14 protein-coding genes are annotated in these 16,207 nt (G+C 68.3%); 11 read left to right on the top strand and 3 right to left on the bottom strand.

Features of this window, described 5'->3' with window-relative positions:
• The first annotated feature begins 92 nt into the window (after window positions 1-92).
• The 3 genes from QCD75_RS12035 to QCD75_RS12045 all read left to right on the top strand — a co-directional run bounded on the left by QCD75_RS12035 (window position 93) and on the right by QCD75_RS12045 (window position 3,559).
• Window positions 93-770 carry a Maf family protein gene (locus QCD75_RS12035; protein ID WP_301228868.1) on the top strand — a complete coding sequence of 226 codons (678 nt, stop codon included), beginning with the start codon at window positions 93-95 and terminating at the stop codon, window positions 768-770.
• 157 nt (window positions 771-927) lie between these two features.
• Entirely contained in the window at window positions 928-2,760 is a 1,833-nt protein-coding gene (locus tag QCD75_RS12040) for an acetyl/propionyl/methylcrotonyl-CoA carboxylase subunit alpha (protein ID WP_301228957.1), read from the top strand.
• Between the two features lie 67 nt (window positions 2,761-2,827).
• A complete protein-coding gene (locus QCD75_RS12045; RefSeq protein WP_301228870.1) occupies window positions 2,828-3,559 on the top strand; it encodes a glutamine amidotransferase in 732 nt (243 codons plus the stop codon).
• A gap of 81 nt (window positions 3,560-3,640) precedes the next feature.
• On the opposite strand, the gene QCD75_RS12050 is transcribed toward QCD75_RS12045, so the two are convergent.
• Complete coding sequence (locus tag QCD75_RS12050; RefSeq protein WP_301228872.1) at window positions 3,641-5,053, bottom strand: MFS transporter; 1,413 nt, start codon at window positions 5,051-5,053, stop codon at window positions 3,641-3,643.
• Window positions 5,054-5,340: 287 nt separating this feature from the next.
• Between QCD75_RS12050 and QCD75_RS12055 the strand changes: the two genes are divergently transcribed.
• The 5 genes from QCD75_RS12055 (at window position 5,341) to QCD75_RS12075 (ending at window position 11,472) form a co-directional block, all read left to right on the top strand.
• Window positions 5,341-6,777 carry an MFS transporter gene (locus QCD75_RS12055; protein ID WP_441005477.1) on the top strand — a complete coding sequence of 479 codons (1,437 nt, stop codon included), beginning with the start codon at window positions 5,341-5,343 and terminating at the stop codon, window positions 6,775-6,777.
• Between the two features lies 1 nt (window position 6,778).
• Window positions 6,779-9,025 carry a molybdopterin oxidoreductase family protein gene (locus QCD75_RS12060; RefSeq protein ID WP_301228874.1) on the top strand — a complete coding sequence of 749 codons (2,247 nt, stop codon included), beginning with the start codon at window positions 6,779-6,781 and terminating at the stop codon, window positions 9,023-9,025.
• The gene (locus QCD75_RS12065) at window positions 9,022-10,578 is read left to right on the top strand and encodes an FAD-dependent oxidoreductase (protein ID WP_301228876.1); all 1,557 of its coding nucleotides are present in this window, start codon (window positions 9,022-9,024) and stop codon (window positions 10,576-10,578) included. Before QCD75_RS12060 ends, QCD75_RS12065 begins: the two co-directional genes overlap by 4 nt.
• Before the next feature lie 137 nt (window positions 10,579-10,715).
• On the top strand, window positions 10,716-11,279 hold the full coding sequence (locus QCD75_RS12070; RefSeq protein ID WP_301228878.1) for a hypothetical protein: 564 nt from the start codon (window positions 10,716-10,718) through the stop codon (window positions 11,277-11,279).
• Between the two features lie 64 nt (window positions 11,280-11,343).
• On the top strand, window positions 11,344-11,472 hold the full coding sequence (locus tag QCD75_RS12075) for a hypothetical protein (RefSeq protein ID WP_301228880.1): 129 nt from the start codon (window positions 11,344-11,346) through the stop codon (window positions 11,470-11,472).
• Window positions 11,473-11,598: 126 nt separating this feature from the next.
• Here the strand turns inward: QCD75_RS12075 and QCD75_RS12080 are convergent, their stop codons facing one another.
• Window positions 11,599-12,081: a DUF805 domain-containing protein gene (locus QCD75_RS12080; RefSeq protein ID WP_301228882.1), complete on the bottom strand. Its 483-nt coding sequence runs from the start codon at window positions 12,079-12,081 to the stop codon at window positions 11,599-11,601.
• 387 nt (window positions 12,082-12,468) lie between these two features.
• On the opposite strand from QCD75_RS12080, the gene QCD75_RS12085 reads away from it, so the two are divergent.
• Together QCD75_RS12085 and QCD75_RS12090 are read left to right on the top strand one after the other, a co-directional pair.
• Window positions 12,469-13,107: a hypothetical protein gene (locus QCD75_RS12085; protein ID WP_301228883.1), complete on the top strand. Its 639-nt coding sequence runs from the start codon at window positions 12,469-12,471 to the stop codon at window positions 13,105-13,107.
• Window positions 13,108-13,172: 65 nt separating this feature from the next.
• Complete coding sequence (locus QCD75_RS12090) at window positions 13,173-13,865, top strand: hypothetical protein (RefSeq protein ID WP_301228884.1); 693 nt, start codon at window positions 13,173-13,175, stop codon at window positions 13,863-13,865.
• A gap of 42 nt (window positions 13,866-13,907) precedes the next feature.
• Here QCD75_RS12090 and QCD75_RS12095 read toward each other — a convergent pair whose 3' ends face one another.
• Window positions 13,908-14,447 (bottom strand): flavodoxin domain-containing protein, encoded by a 540-nt coding sequence (locus tag QCD75_RS12095; protein ID WP_301228886.1) that lies wholly within the window; start codon window positions 14,445-14,447, stop codon window positions 13,908-13,910.
• 180 nt (window positions 14,448-14,627) lie between these two features.
• Here QCD75_RS12095 and QCD75_RS12100 point away from each other — a divergent pair, with 180 nt between their 5' ends.
• Complete coding sequence (locus QCD75_RS12100; protein ID WP_301228888.1) at window positions 14,628-16,085, top strand: aldehyde dehydrogenase family protein; 1,458 nt, start codon at window positions 14,628-14,630, stop codon at window positions 16,083-16,085.
• Window positions 16,086-16,207: the final 122 nt, after the last annotated feature.

Below are 16,207 nucleotides of genomic sequence, written 5' to 3' on the forward strand. Positions count from 1 at the left end.
GCAACGCGGGGTCACCTAGCGCCCATAATCCGCCGCCGGATGGGCCGAAAGTGACCCCGCGTTGCTGTGCCGCGGTGAACTAGGCTGGAACGGTGACCCGCCTCATTCTTGCTTCCCAGTCCCCCGCCCGCACCAAGCTGCTGACCGACGCCGGCATCCGGCACGAGATCCTCGTCTCCGATGTGGACGAGGATGCCGTCCAGGCCCGCTACGGCGTGACCGACCCGCACGACACCGCCCTGCTCCTGGCCCGGGCCAAGGCCGAGGCCGTCGCCTCCCTGCCCGAAGCCGACGGCGCGCTGGTGATCGGCTGCGATTCGGTCTTTGAATTCGACGGCGAGGCGCACGGCAAGCCGTACACCGCCGAGGTTGCCCGGGAGCGGATGCTCCGGATGAGCGGCAGCAAAGGTGTGCTGCACACCGGGCACTGGCTCGTCGACTGCCGCGACACCGAGGAGTCCGATGAATCCGGGGCGGCAGGTTCCGGCGCGACCCTCGGGCACGTCTCCTCCGCCGAGGTCCACTTCATGGAGATGAGCGCCGAGGAAATCGACACCTACATCGCGACCGGGGAGCCGCTGCAGTGCGCCGGCTCCTTCACGATCGACGGCTACGGCGGGGCGTTCATCCGCAAGGTCGACGGCGACCCCCACGCCGTCGTCGGGCTTTCCATTTCCACCCTCCGCGGGCTGCTGGGCAAAGCGCAGGTGGGCATCACCGAACTGTGGACCACCGGTGCCGCGGATCCCGCACTGCTCCGGGCTGAGTGAGCTAATTTGCAGACCTTTGTAGCAACCCTACAAAGGCTGGGCGCTTTACGCGCGGAATCCGCAAGTAATATCGGCGGAACCCACAAAACCGCGCTAGGCTCCCTGAAGGAAAGAAGGAGACGCCTTGTCAGCAAATTCGGAGCAGTCCGCAAATCCCGTGCCGCGCCCAGCCCACGAGGGCACCGCCGTAGCCACCCCGCCGGGCACACATCCTCTGAGCAAGGTGCTGATCGCCAACCGCGGCGAAATCGCTGTGCGCATCATCCGCGCCGCACGCGATGAAGGCATCGCCTCCGTGGCGGTCTACGCGGAACCGGACCGCGACGCACTGCACGTCAAGCTCGCCGACGAGGCCTACGCCCTGGGCGGCAACACCGCCGCCGAGTCGTACCTCGTGATGGACAAGCTGATCGAGGTGGCCCACCGCTCCGGCGCCGACGCCATCCACCCCGGCTACGGCTTCCTGGCCGAGAACGCCGAGTTCGCCGCGAAGGTGATCGACGCCGGCATCACCTGGATCGGGCCCTCCCCCGCCGCAATCTCCGCCCTGGGCGACAAGGTCCAGGCCCGCCACATCGCCGAAAAGGTCGGCGCCCCCCAGGTCCCCGGCACCGCCGACCCGGTGGAGACCGCCGAGGAAATCCTCGAGTTCGTGGACAAGTTCGGCCTGCCGGTCGCCATCAAGGCAGCCTTCGGCGGCGGCGGACGCGGCATCAAGGTAGCCCGCACCCGCGAGGAAATCCCCGAACTGTTCGAGTCCGCCGTGCGCGAGGCTGTCGCTGCCTTCGGCCGCGGCGAGTGCTTCATCGAGCGCTTCCTGGATGCCCCGCGGCACGTCGAGACCCAGTGCCTTGCCGATGCGTACGGCAATGTGGTGGTCGTCTCCACCCGCGACTGCTCACTGCAGCGCCGCAACCAGAAGCTCGTCGAGGAAGCACCGGCCCCGTTCCTCACCGAGGAGCAGAACCGCCAGCTGTACGAATCCTCCAAGGCCATCCTCAAGGAGGCCGGCTACCTCGGCGCCGGCACCTGCGAGTTCCTCGTCGGCCAGGACGGCACCATCTCCTTCCTCGAGGTCAACACCCGCCTCCAGGTGGAGCACTGCGTCTCCGAGGAAGTCACCGGTATCGACCTCGTCCGCGAGCAGTTCCGGCTGGCCCGCGGCGAGGAACTCGGCTACGGGGACCCCGAAGTCCGCGGCCACTCGATCGAGTTCCGCATCACCGGCGAGGACCCGGGCCGGAACTTCATGCCCGCCCCGGGCACCATCACCCGGCTGTTGAACCCCACCGGCCCCGGCGTCCGGATCGACTCCGGCGTCGAGCAGGGCGACGTCATCAGCGGCAACTTCGACTCGATGCTCTCCAAGCTCATCGTCACTGGCGCCACCCGCCCGCAGGCCCTCCAGCGCGCCCGCCGCGCGCTCCAGGAGATGGTGGTCGAGGGCATCCCCACCGTCATTCCGTTCGACCTCGCCGTGGTCACCAACCCTGATTTCGCCCCCGCCGTGGGCCCGTTCAAGGTCCACACCCGCTGGATCGAGACAGCCTTCGTCAACGACATCCCCGCCTGGACCCCGACCGGCACCGAGGCTGAAACGCCTGCCGCCGGCGAACGCCAGCGCGTCGTCGTCGAGGTCGGCGGCAAGCGCCTGGAGGTCGTCCTCCCGGCGTCGCTGGGCACCGGAGGCGGAGCGGGCGCCGCCAAGCCGGCCAAAGCCAAGAAGCGTTCCCGCAGCGGCGGCGCCGTGGCGGCAGCCAGCGGCAACGCCCTGACCTCCCCCATGCAGGGCACCATCGTGAAGGTGGCCGTCGTCGAGGGCGACCTCGTTGCCGAGGGCGACCTCGTGGTGGTGCTGGAGGCCATGAAGATGGAACAGCCGCTTACCGCCCACCGCGCCGGAATCGTGATCGGCCTGTCCGCCGCCGCCGGCGAGACCGTCTCCGCGGGAGCCATCATCGCCCTGATCGAGGACGCGGCCGCCGAATAGCAGCCCGAAGGGCGGGACGCAGGCGCGCCTCTGGCGCCCCCGTGTCCCGCCCGTGCAGACTTGGTCTGTGAAGCCATTCCTGCTCCTTGCCTCCCGGGCCGAGGACGCCGCCGCCGAGGACGAATACGAGGCCTACCTCCGCTACGGCGGACTCGATCCCTCACAGCTGAGGCGCATCCGGATGGAAGCCGCTCCGCTGCCCCCGCTGGACCTCTCCGAATACTCCGGCGTGATTGTGGGCGGCAGCCCGTTCACCTCCAGCGACCCTGCCGAGCAGAAAAGCGACGTCCAGCACCGGGTGGAGCATGAGCTTGCTGCCCTGCTCGACCGGATCGTGCCTGCTGACTTCCCCTTCCTCGGCGCCTGCTACGGGGTCGGCACGCTGGGCCGGCACCAGGGCGCCGTGATCGACCGGACCTACGGCGAGGGGCTTGGCGGGGTGACCATCAAGCTGACCAAGGAGGGGCTGGTGGACCCGCTACTGCGCGGGATGCCGGAGAGCTTCACGGCTTTCAGCGGCCACAAGGAGGCCTGCAGCCTCCTCCCGTCCCACGCAGTGCTCCTGGCCGGCTCCGCAGCCTGCCCGGTGCACATGTTCCGGATCAAAACCAACCTGTACGCCACCCAGTTCCACCCGGAGCTCGATGCGCTGGGTCTGGTCACGAGGATCGACATCTACCGCCATGCCGGATATTTCCCGCCGGAATCTGCAGAGATGCTGATGGTGGAGGCCCGGCGGTTCACGGCCAGCGAACCGATGAAAATCCTGCGGAACTTCGTGGAGCTGTACGCGCGCTGACCAGGCCGGCAGCCGGCATGGAAATGCCCGGTGTGTTCAGTGAACACACCGGGCATTTCCGTCAGTGACTGGGCCGGAGCGTCAGGCCACGTTGTTGGTGTAGTCCAGGTCGCGGGTTTCCTTGCTGAGGAACAGTGCGATCAGCGTCAGCACCGACATGGCGGCGAGGTAGACGCCGACCAGCACGGGGCTGCCCTTCGCCATCTCCCAGAGCCAGACGGCGATGAACGGGGCCACTGCCGCACCGAGGATGCTGGAGAAGTTGTAGCTGATGGCGGAGCCGGTGTACCGGACGTTCGTCGGGAACAGCTCCGGCAGCAGCGCGCCCATCGGACCGAAAGTCAGCCCCATCAGGGAGAAACCGATGATCAGCAGGGCCATCGTGCCGACAAAGCCGGCGCTGAACAGCGGGACGAAGAGCAGGCCGAAGGCGAAGATGCCGATGGTCACGGCGATCAGCATCTTGCGGCGGCCGTACTTCTCAGCCAGCGGTCCGGAGACCAGGGTAAAGATGCCGAAGAACACGACGCCGGCAATCAGCATCCAGAGGAAGTCGTTGCGGCTGTAGCCCAGGCCGGGGACGAACGCGGCCGCGGCGGCCTCGGTCATCGGCTTGCCGGCCTTCTCGGCGGCGGCCTTGGCGGCGTCCAGGCTGGCGGCGCGGGTGCCGTAGGTCAGCGTGAACGTGGTCATCAGGTAGAACAGCACATAGGTGGCGAGCATGATGAACGTGCCCAGGATCAGCTGGCGCCAGCTGGTCTTGAAGACCCGGGCCAGCGGCAGCTTGGCGACCTCGTTGGACTCCAGGACCTTAGTGAAGGCGGGGGTTTCGATCAGCTTGAGCCGGACGTACAGGCCGATGATGACCATCACGGCACTCAGCAGGAACGGCACGCGCCAGCCCCAGTCCATGAAGGCCTCGGGCGTCAGGGTGTAGCTGAAGACCAGGAAGATCACGTTGGCGATGATGAAGCCGATCGGCGCACCCAGCTGCGGGAACGTGCCGTAGATGGCTCGCTTGTTCGCCGGGGCGTTCTCGGTGGCCAGCAGCGCCGCGCCGCTCCATTCCCCGCCGAGGGCAAGGCCTTGGGCAAAGCGCAGGACAACCAGCAGCGCCGGTGCCCAGAAGGTCCAGCCGGGTACGGTCGCCGTCGGCAGGCAGCCGATCAGGAAGGTGGCAATACCCATGGTCAGCAGCGACGCGACCAGGGTGCCCTTGCGGCCGAACTTGTCACCGAAGTGTCCGAAGACAACGGAGCCGAGCGGCCGGGCGATGAAGGCGACGCCGAACACAGCGAAGGAGGCCAGCAGCTGCGTGGTCTCGTTCTGGCCGGGGAAGAAGAGCTTCGGGAAGACGAGCACGGCGGCGGTGGCGTACACGTAGAAGTCGTAGAACTCAACGGTGGTGCCGATCAGGCTGGCGACGATGACGCGGCCGCGCGAGTTCACCTGTTTGGCGGACCCCTGCTCTGCGGAAGTGGCAGTGGATGACATGTAGTAGCGCTTTCATAAAGGCCGGACCGGTGCTGCTCGAGACCGCCCGGAAAAGGATTCGTATGCTTACATAATAAGTTCTGACGTCCAGTCAGTGGACAAATGTTCCACTATTTGGACATAGAGATTCGTCTCACGTGGTGGTCATCACACTACGCCTCACTGCACCCCTCACGCCGCCACAAACGCGCCGATAGGCAAACGTCACAGCACGTTAACAAACGGCGAGGGTCCCGGAAACGCGGCTTCCCTACTTTGGAAGGACAACATCCCCAAAGGAGGTCCCCGTGACTGCTGAACGAACTGCGAGCGCCGAAGCCGGCGTTTCCCCCGGCCTTTCCCCCCGAATCGACGCCGGCACCACCCTCGGCGGCACCGCCCTGGAGTTCCGTCCCGGCCGCTGGATCGCCCACTGGGATGCCGAGAACAAGGACCAGTGGGAGTCCCAGGGCCGCTCCATTGCCAAGCGCAACCTGAACTGGTCCATCTTCGCGGAGTTCCTGGGATTCGTGGTCTGGCAGCTGTGGTCGATTGTGGTCGTCCAGCTTCCCGCGGCCGGCTTCACCTTCACCACCTCGGAAATCTTCTGGCTGATCTCGATGCCCAGCCTGGTCGGCGCCACGCTGCGCATTCCCTACACCTTTATGGTCCCCCGCTTCGGCGGCCGCAACTGGACCATCGTCTCGGCCCTGCTGCTGCTGATCCCCTCGACCGGGCTGGCCATGTGCGTCTCCAACCCGGAGACCCGGTTCGGCACCATGCTGTTCGTGGCGGCGCTGGCGGGCTTCGGCGGCGGCAACTTCGCCAGCTCGATGGCCAACATCACCTTCTTCTACCCGGCCCGTGAAAAGGGCTGGGCGCTGGGCCTGAACGCCGCCGGCGGAAACCTCGGCGCCGCCGTCGCACAGCTTGCCGTTCCGATTGCGATCACCCTGTTGGCCGCCGGCACCGTGAACCTGCCGGTCGCCGGACTCATGTGGGTCCCGCTGATCCTGCTCGCCGCGTTCGGCGCCTGGAAGTACATGGACAACCTCACCAGCGCCAAGGGCGACGTCGCGGGCTCACTCGCCGCGCTCAAGGAACCGCACCTGTGGATCATGGCACTGCTGTACATCGGCACCTTCGGCTCGTTCATCGGCTTCGCCGGCGTGTTCCCCAAGCTCATCAAGGACTACTTCCCGGCGTTCTCCTCCATCGGCGTCGGCACCGTGGCCCTGTCCCTCGCATTCCTGGGCCCGCTGGTCGGCTCGCTGGCCCGCCCCTACGGCGGACGCATGGCGGACCGCATGGGCGGCGCCCGGATGACCGTCGCAGCGTTCGGCGCGATGGCCGTCATCACCCTCACCATGGTCTGGACCCTGCCGCTGAAGAACTTCTGGCTCTTCCTGGGCCTGTTCCTGCTGCTCTTCACCGCCAGCGGCTTTGGCAACGGTGCAACGTACCGGATGATCCCGATCATCTTCGCCACCTCCAGCCGGGCAGCAAGGGCGGGCGCCAGCACCGTGGCCACCCAGCGGCTGGCCTCCTCGGCACTGGGCCTGATCTCGGCCATCGGCGCCTACGGCGGCTTCGTCATCCCCCAGGTACTCAACGCCTCGAATACCGCCAGCGGCTCGTACGCCCCCGCGTTCTACGGCTTCGTCGGATCCTATGTCCTGATGCTGGCCGTGTGCTGGTTCTGCTATATCCGCAACGCCAACCGAAACGCGATGGGACACGTCTAACATGACCAACGGCGCCGCCACGCACTGCCCCTACTGCGCCCTGCAGTGCGCCATGACGCTCAGCACCCCAGCGGCTTTGAGCCCGGCTCCGCGGCCGGGGTCGGGCCCCGTGCCGGAGCAGCCGGCCGCCGGCACCGGCCTCCCTGACGCGCTTCTCGCGGTGTCCGGCCGCGACTTCCCCACCAACCGCGGCGGGCTCTGCCGCAAAGGCTGGACCTCGGCGTCGCTGTTGAACCACCCCGGCCGCGTGACCGAACCTCTATTCAAAGGCGCCGACGGCGTCCACCGCCCGATCGGCTGGGAGGAGGCCCTGGCGCTGGTGACCAGCGCGGTGACGTCCACCCGCACCCGCTACGGGGCGGACGCCGTCGGAGTCTTCGGCGGCGGCGGTCTCACCAACGAGAAGGCCTACCAGCTGGGCAAGTTCGCCCGGCTGGCCCTGGGCACGTCGCGGATCGACTACAACGGCCGGTTCTGCATGTCCTCCGCCGCGGCCGCCGGGATGCGCGCCTTCGGACTGGACCGCGGCCTGCCGTTCCCGCTGGAGGACCTGGATTCCGCCAGCACCATCCTGATGCTCGGCTCCAACGTCGCCGACACCATGCCGCCGTTTGTGCAGCACCTGCAGGGCGCCCGCGACGCCGGCGGACTGATCGTGGTGGACCCCCGCCGTTCAGCCACCGCGGCGTTCACCTCCGACGGCGGCGGCCTGCATCTGCAGCCGCTGCCCGGCACCGACCTCGCCCTGCTGCTGGGCCTCGCCCATGTCGTGATCCACGAGGGCCTGGCCGACGCCGGCTATATCGCGGCCCGCACCGTCGGCTACGACTCCCTGGTCCGCAGCGTTGCCTCGTACTGGCCCGAACGCGTGCAGTCCCTCACCGGCGTCCCGGCCGGACTGATCCGCGACACGGCGCGCCGGCTCGCCGACGGCTCCCGAAACGGCGGCAGCTACATCCTCACCGGCCGCGGCGTGGAACAGCACGTCGACGGCACGGACACCGCCACCGCCGCCATCAACCTCTCGCTGCTGCTGGGCCTGCCCGGATCCCCCCGCAGCGGCTACGGCACGCTCACCGGCCAGGGCAACGGCCAGGGCGGCCGCGAACACGGCCAGAAGGCGGACCAGCTCCCCGGCTACCGCAAGATCACCGACCCCGCCGCCCGCGCCCACATGGCCTCCGTCTGGGGCGTCCCGGAATCGCTCATTCCCGGCCCGGGCCTGCCCGCCGTGCAGCTCCTGAAATCCCTGGGACAGCCCGGCGGCGTCCGCTGCCTCTTCGTACACGGCGCCAATGTGGCGGTGTCCGCGCCGGACGCCAACGCCGTGATCGCCGGCCTGCGGAGCCTGGACTTCCTGGTGGTCTGCGACTTCTTCCTCTCCGAGACCGCCGCGGAGGCGGACCTGGTCCTGCCGGTTACCCAGTGGGCCGAGGAGGAAGGGACCCTGACCAACCTGGAGGGCCGGGTGCTCCGCCGCCGCCGGGCGATCGCTCCCCCGCCCGGGGTGCGCAGCGAACTGTGGATCATGACCCGGCTGGCCGAACTGCTGGATGCACCCTCGACGTTCAGCGAAGACCCGGAGACCGTCTTCGAGGAACTGCGGCTCGCGTCCTCCGGCGGCCTGGCCGATTACTCCGGGATCGACTACGCCATGCTGGACCGCGGCGAAGCCGCCTACTGGCCCTACCCCGCCGGCAGCACCGGGACCCCGCGGCTCTTCCTGGACTCCTTTGCCCACACGGACGGGCGGGCTGTGTTCACCCCGGTGACACCCCGCCGTCGTGCTGTTTCTTCGGCTTCCGCCGACGCTGTGTCCACTGCGTACCCGGCCGGCACCGGTCATGACGGCAGGGCCATGACACTGATTACCGGGCGGCTGATGGAGCACTACCAGTCCGGCGCCCAGACCCGGCGGGTGGCCGCGCTGGCCGAGGCCCAGCCGGAGGCCCGGCTGCAGATCCACCCGGCGGCGGCCGCTGCTCAGGGCATCGCCGAGGGCGACGCCGTCTCCATTTCCAACGGGCGCGGCGAGGTGTCCTGCCGTGCCGAGCTGAGCACGGACATCCGGCCCGAAACGGTGTTCCTGCCGTTCCACTTCCCGGAGCTGGAGAGCGCCAACCGTCTCACGGAGGCGGCCACCGACCCGATCTCCGGGATGCCGGAGTTCAAGTTCACCCAGGTCTGGGTCCGGCCCGGCGCTGCCAATCTCCGCGCCAAAGAACTGCAGAAGGAAGGTGCGTCATGACTGAACGCATTGTTGTGGTGGGCTTCGGGCCGGTCGCCGCGCGGCTGGTCGACGAACTGCTGCCGGCAGTCCGCACAGGACTCGCGCACCTGACGGTGATCGGGGAGGAGCCCGAGGCCGCGTACAACCGAGTGCTCGTGGCGGATCTCGGCGTCGGCCGGACCACGGCGCCGGCCCTGGCACTGTCCGACGCCGCCGCGCTGATTGCCGACGGCGTCGACGTCCGGCTGGGAGTCCGCGTCCGCCGTGTGGACCGCGCCCGGCAGCAGCTGATCCTCAGCGACGGCGGCTCCCCCGGCTACGACCGGCTGGTCTTCGCCACCGGCTCCCGCCCGGTGATCCCCAACCTGACCGGGCTCAACCCGGACCCGGCCGCGCCCGTGCTGCCCTTGGGTGTCACCGCGCTCCGGGACCTGCGCGATGCCTCGGTGCTGCAGGCAGCAGTGGCCGGCGGCAAGCGCGTGGTGGTGCTGGGCGGCGGCGTGCTGGGCCTGGAGACGGCCCTCGCCGCGGCGGAGGAAGGCGCCACGGTCACGGTGGTGCACAACGGTCCGCATCCGCTGGGCCGCAACATCGACCGTGGCGGCGGCGCAGTGCTCGCGGCGTCGTTGCGGAACTGCGGCGTGCGGGTGGCCGGCAACGCGCGCTCGACTGGTGTGGAACACAACGCTCTCGGCGGCGGCTTCTCGGCGCTGCTGCTGGACGACGGGTCCGCGATCGACGGCGACCTGCTGGTGCTCTCCTGCGGCGTCCGGCCGCGGACCGAGCTCGCCGAAGGCTGCGGCCTGTCGACAGCGGCCGGGATCCTGGTGGACCACAAGCTCCGGGCGCACCACGAGCCGCACATCTTTGCAATCGGCGACTGCGCCGAGGTCCGCTGCCCCGACCCGGAATGCCTTCAGTGCCGCACGGCACGCGGCCCGTCCGGACTGGTCGGCCCGGGCTGGCGGCAGGCCGAATGGCTCGCCGGGTACCTGACGCTGCTGGCGTCCGGGACGCAGGAGGCTGAGGCTCTTCCGGCGCTGCCGGCCGAACTTCCCGGTGTAGTGGTGCTCAAGGCCCGCGGCATGAACATGGCCGTGGCCGGGGATGTTTCTGCCGACCCGTGGGATGAGGAGGCCCTGACCGCCGGGGCCGTGAACGGCCGGGCCCGGCTGCAGATCGCGCAGTGGGCCGATCCCGAGCACGGCCGGTACGTGAAGATGACCACCCGGGCCGGAGTGCTCGAAGGCCTCGTGGCGGTGGGCATGCCCCGCACCGCGGCCGAACTGGTGCAGCTTTTCGAGCGGGGCGCCGAGCTCCCCGCGGACAGGTCCCTGCTGCTGCGCCTTGACGGACCGGACCAGGCGGCCGCAGCCGGGGCTGTTGATCCCGAGCGGACCGTCTGCCGGTGCGCCGGCGTGAGCGGGACGAGGATTGCTGCTGCGGTGGCTGGCGGCTGCGGGACGGTGGCCGAGGTCTCCGGCGCCACCCGAGCCGGGACAGGATGCGGCGGCTGCCATGACGACATTAAAGGACTCATTGAAAAGCACTTTCAGGGGGCCGTGGCCTGACGTTGGCGTGGCGTGAAACGTCCGTTCTACGGCTACCGTTCGGCCGATAACTTCACCTGCCGCCCGCGACTGCCCGTCCCCTGCCCCGCCAGGTCGGGATGACTTGCCATTCCGGGGACGGGCCGTAGACTCGGCCCATGTCTGGTCCTGGGGGAACAAGAACGGTCCGCTGTGCTGCGGCGCTTATGGTTGGAATGGTGTTGGCCGTCGGTGTGGCCGCCTGCGCCTATGAGGGCAGCGGGGATCCTGAGGGCAGCGGGGATCCGCAGCCGACGGCGGCCGGGCAAAGCCGCCGGCCCGCGCCTTCCGTCCCGTCCAAGGGCCCGGACATCCTGGCCGCGGAAACCCGGAACTATGCCGAACTCGAAAAGCGCCTTTCGGGGGCCCCAGGGTCTGTGCTGCTCGCCGACTCCGGCCCGGCCGACGGGCCCGGGGTGGGCTTCAGCAAAGCGGCAACCGTCATGACTGCCGGTCCCCACACTGTCACCACGGCGTGCGTGGGCACCCCTGATGCCCAGATGTCCCTCTCCCAGGACACCAAGGGCGGCACTGAGCACGTGGTGTTCGACGTCGATTGCTCAGGTGCCCAGTCGCGCGTCGTCCAACTGCAGAAGGGGTACGTCAGCGCCCACCTGACCCGCCACGACCCCACCGGTGCCTGGACCGGGGCGGTCGCAGGAATCAAGATCACCGTCCAGTAAGAGCAATAATGCTCAAAGGCATCCGAACGGGAATGGGGAACCGATGAGGCTTGAGGGATGGCACGTGATGGTACTCCTGGCGATGCTGGTGATGACCGCCGTCATCGTTGTCATAAGGACGCTTATCGTCCTCTGGACGGTGCGCCGGACCCGGCGGAGGAACGACGGCACGGGGCCGCGGCCCTCACCGTAGCTGTCGGCAGAGACTCTGCGTGGACACCGGACGGGATTCCGGCAAAGAAAGAAGGCCCCGCTGTCACTACAGCGGGGCCTTCTTGTTGGTGGTTCGTGCCGGTTCAGGGTGCGTCCGGCAGCCGGTCTACAGGCCGGGTGCGTCGAAGCGCTGGCCGGCCGGCTTGGACTCCATGACGGTGAAGACGATCAGGATAATGCCGCCGACGAACGGGACGAGGCCGAGCAGTGCCATCCAGCCACTGAAGTTCGCATCATGGAGCCGCCTGACCATCAGGGCCAGGGACGGGACGATGACCGCGGCAAACCAGATGACTGCCAGGATCAACACGATGATGTAGCCGGGGCCGGGCACGCTGGTGCCGTCGGCGGCGATTTTCGCGCCGGGCACGCCTGCGGCGAGCATGCCGAAGTTCAGGATCATCGATACCAGGCCGGAGACGAGCGCCCACCACCAGTACTCACTACGGCTGGCCCGGCCCGTGAACGTCGAGTACTTCTTAAAGAACCTGGACACTGCCTCCCCGAAGGATGCGCCGTACAGGGGCGCCGACAGGGGCACCGGTCCGGCGGGATGGGCGGCGTACTGCTGTTGCGGTGCGTAGGACATGTGGATCTCCTTGAGGTTTGGGACGTTGAGCCGGCTGCAAGGTCAGCAGCCGTCATGCAGGGTGAAGGTCAGCGCGGGCCGAACTGGACCGCGCCGTCGTCACCGGTGAACTGCGGGGCTGGGGCCGCAGCGCAGGCCTGGACGCCTTCCGTTTTGGAAGCCTGTCCCCGGTGGATATTGGCCGATGAGACGGCTCGGCCGAAGCGTCATGGTTCCCCCCAATGATGCCGCCCCCAGTAGGCGTCGCTCGTCATAGTACCGGTGTTTATCCATCAACGGCAGTAATTGGCTCCTATGCCGACAATTCCCGGGCCTTTCTCCCCTTGGCCCGCCCCTCCTGCCGGCGTGTACTGAAACCAGAACCGGCACATCCGCAGGAGGCACCCCGTGAACATCCCCATCATCCTTGCCCTCGGCGCGATCATTGTGGTCGCCGTCGTGCTGGGAATTGTCTTCGCACGAGAGAAGGATCCGCTGCGCCGGGCCACAGCGCTGAAATGGACCGGTGCGGCCATCATGGCGGTGTTCACCGTGCTCGGGGGAGTCTTCATCGGGGGCTACGCGATGTCGGATCCGGGAGGAAATACCGGCCTGTTGATGACCCTCGCCTGGGTGCTGCCGATGCTCGTCCTTGCGGTCGCGGCCTGGTTCTGGCCGGCCCCGACCGCTCCCCTGCTGATCGCCCTCACGTCTGCCTTTATCGCAGCCTGCGTCTGGCTCGCCTTCGATCCCGCAGCCCTGCGCAGCTTCATCAGCGACAACGGACCCGTGATCGCCGTCAGCGTCGTCGCCCTGGCGTTCCCGGCCGCCGTGCTCGGTCTGAAACGGACCGCCGTGGCCGGCTGGCTGCTCGTGTCACTCGGTGTGCTGCCGCTGCTCATCACGGTCATCGGCAGGTCGGGGCCGGTCGCGTCCCTCACCGCCGCCAGCGTGGTCCCCTTGATCGCCGGGATCGTCTATCTCGTGTCCGCCCGGATGGCGCGGGGCAGTTCGGCGTCGGGGAATATCCGGGCGGCCGCGGCCTGATCCGGCCGCACACGTGTGCGTAACGCGAATCGGGCCGGGAGCGGATGGCGGGTAGCATCGGGGCCATGAGCGCCGACGACGACGACATCACTGAAGAACTCCTGGCTGACGCCGGCAAGCTGACCGGGCTGAGCCTCGAACTGCTGGGCCTCGATCCCCACCCGGATGACATGACCCCGGATCAGCGGCTCCAGTTCGATCCGGAAGACCTGGCGGAAATGGCCGCCGTCTCGCCGAAGGAACGCCAAAAAGCGGTGAGCCAGACGCGCCTGCTGGCCGGGCTGTTGTGGAATTCATCGAGCATCCTCATCGACCAGCTTTTCCGCGATCTGGGAACCCTGAGCCGGCTGGAGTCCACCACCCCGACCGACATCGCCGGGACCTCGGTGCTGTCCTCACTGCCGCCCCAGTTCGCGTCCAGCTACGACCCGAAATTCACCCAGAAACTCATCGTGGTCGCCTCCGACGTCACCGCGTCCCTGGCGCGCGGCTGGGCGGCCCCCGGATGCCTCGCCGCCGAACTCGCCGTCCGCTGCCTGCTCGATCAGGCGGAGATCACCGAGGACATCTACGAACTCGACCTCCCGGAGAACTGGCGGGCACAGGTGGAGGAAGTCCTGCTGGAGGACGCCGACAGTGAAGCCCTCTACTCGGACAGCCTCGACGTGCTCGAGGACGACGCCGACAGGCTGGGCTTCGAGCACTGGTTCACGCCGTTCGGCGCCGGGGACACGGTCCCGCCCTACGCCTGCTCCTGAGCCGTATGCCTGTTCCTGACTGGACTGCCGCTGTTCCTGTTCCTAACTGGACGGGGCAGCCAGTCCGGCCAGGAAGTCCTCGGCGAACCGCTGGACGCCGTCCCACTCGGTGTAGACGTAATCGCGGGACGTATCCAGGTCAGGGGACCCCTTGTCCCTGGTGATCTTCTTCATCAGCTGGCGTTTGAGGAAGTTGTAGTGGGTGTACAGCAGCGCGCCGCCGAACATCCCGACATGGTCAGGATGCCAGCCGGTCTCCTCCTCGAACTTCGCGACGTAGCTCTCGGCGTTTTCCCCGTCCCCGTGGGCGGCCAGGCTGACCGAGATGAGGGCGGACGGGAGACGCTCAAGCTCCCCGCGGTTCTTCTTCACGAAGTCCGTGACGTAGCCCTCATGCTTCCCCATGTGCACCGACGCCGCCACGATGACGCCGTCGCAGCCGCCCGGCAGGGTGGGCCCGGAGTGTTTGAGGTCCGCCGTTTCTGCCTGGTGGCCGTGGGCCCGGATCAGCTCGGAAATGTACTCCGCGATCTGGGCTGTCTGTCCTTCAATGGTTCCGTAGGGGATGTAGATCCTGGCCATGTCCCAGTGTGTGCGCGCGGCGGGGTGGAGAGGTAGGGCCGAACGCCCCGCCGTCTCGAAACGGCACCGCTCTCTTGACGGCCCGGGCCCAGCGGCATGTGATATACAAAGGCCCCGGTCCGGTTCACAGTCGGCTGGTCGGTGCGGTACGACGTTTCCCCCACGATGAAAGGACAGGACATGTCCCTGCTTGACGCCTCCCTCTGGGAGGGCAAGATCTACCTCAACGGCTGGCGCCCGGGAGGCGGCGGGACGGCCGACGCCGTCGAGCCCGCCACCGGCCAATCGCTGGGCAGCTACGGCCTCGCCTCCGTCGACGACGTCCGCGAAGCCGCCACAACAGCGGCCGCCGCCCAAAAGGCCTGGGCGAAACTCAACCCCGAGGACCGCGCCGCCGTGCTGCGCCGCGCCGGGATGCTCTGGGAGGAGCACGCCGCCGAGATCCAGGACTGGATCGTGCGCGAGTCCGGCGGCATTGGGCCCAAGGCAGGCCTGGAAACGCACATTGCGGCCAACGAATGCTACGACGCCTCGGCTTTGCCCTCCCTCCCGGCCGGGGACGTCCTCACCTCGAACGAAAACCGCTGGTCCTTCGCCCGCCGGCGTCCGGTCGGCGTCGTGTCCGTGATTGCGCCGTTCAACTTCCCGCTGATCCTCTCCATCCGGGCCGTCGCCCCGGCACTGGCCCTCGGCAACGCCGTGCTGCTTAAGCCGGATCCCCGCACCGCCGTCTGCGGCGGGGTCACCCTGGTCCGGATCTTCGAGGAGGCCGGACTGCCTCCCGGGCTCCTCGCGCTGCTGCCCGGCGGAGCCGACATCGGCGCCGCCGTCGTCGAGGCCCCCGAGGTCGCCGTCATCGCCTTCACCGGCTCGACGGCGGCCGGGCGGAAGATCGGCGAGGCCGCCGGGCGGCTGCTCAAACGCGCGCACCTGGAACTCGGCGGCAACAACGCGCTCATTGTGCTGCCGGGCGCGGACCTGCCCAAGGCCGCCTCCGCCGCGGCGTTCGGCTCCTTCATGCACCAGGGCCAGATCTGCATGGCCGCCGGGCGCCACATCGTCCATGAGGACATCTATGACGACTATGTCAGCGCCCTGGCGGAGAAGGCCGCGCATCTTCCCGTCGGAGATCCGAAGAGCGGAACCGTGGCGCTGGGCCCGATCATCGACGAGAAGCAGCTGCACCGGGTCGATTCGATCGTCCAGGACGCCTTGCAGGGCGGGGCCCGGCTGGCCGCCGGCGGAACCCACGACGGCAGGTTCTACCAGCCCACCGTGCTCGCCGACCTCGACGCGGCCAGCCCCGCGTGGAAGGACGAGATCTTCGGCCCCGTGGCCCCGGTGATGAAGTTCTCCACCGTGGAGGAAGCCGTGGCCCTCGCCAACGGCAATGAATACGGGCTCTCGATCGGCATCCTGGGCGATGTGGGCATGGCCATGACCATCGCCGACCAGCTGGACTCAGGGAAGGTCCACATCAACGAACAAACAGTGTCCGACGAGGCGAACTCACCGTTCGGCGGCACCAAGAACTCCGGCAACGGCTCCCGGATCGGCGGGCACCACGCCAACATGGAGTCCTTCACGGAAATCCAGTGGCTCACGGTGCGCCCGGACATCGCCCCGTACCCGTTCTAAGCTGAAGACGGTAGGCAGGAACGGGCAGAAGCCTCCGCCGGTTCCTGCCTTCCTCTCCCCCGGCGGAACCTCCGGCGGCCAGGCCGGCGCATCGGGGGCAGATCCGGGCGAATGTTCGGCGG

Source organism: Arthrobacter sp. PsM3, from assembly GCF_030433895.1.
GTDB lineage: Bacteria > Actinomycetota > Actinomycetes > Actinomycetales > Micrococcaceae > Arthrobacter.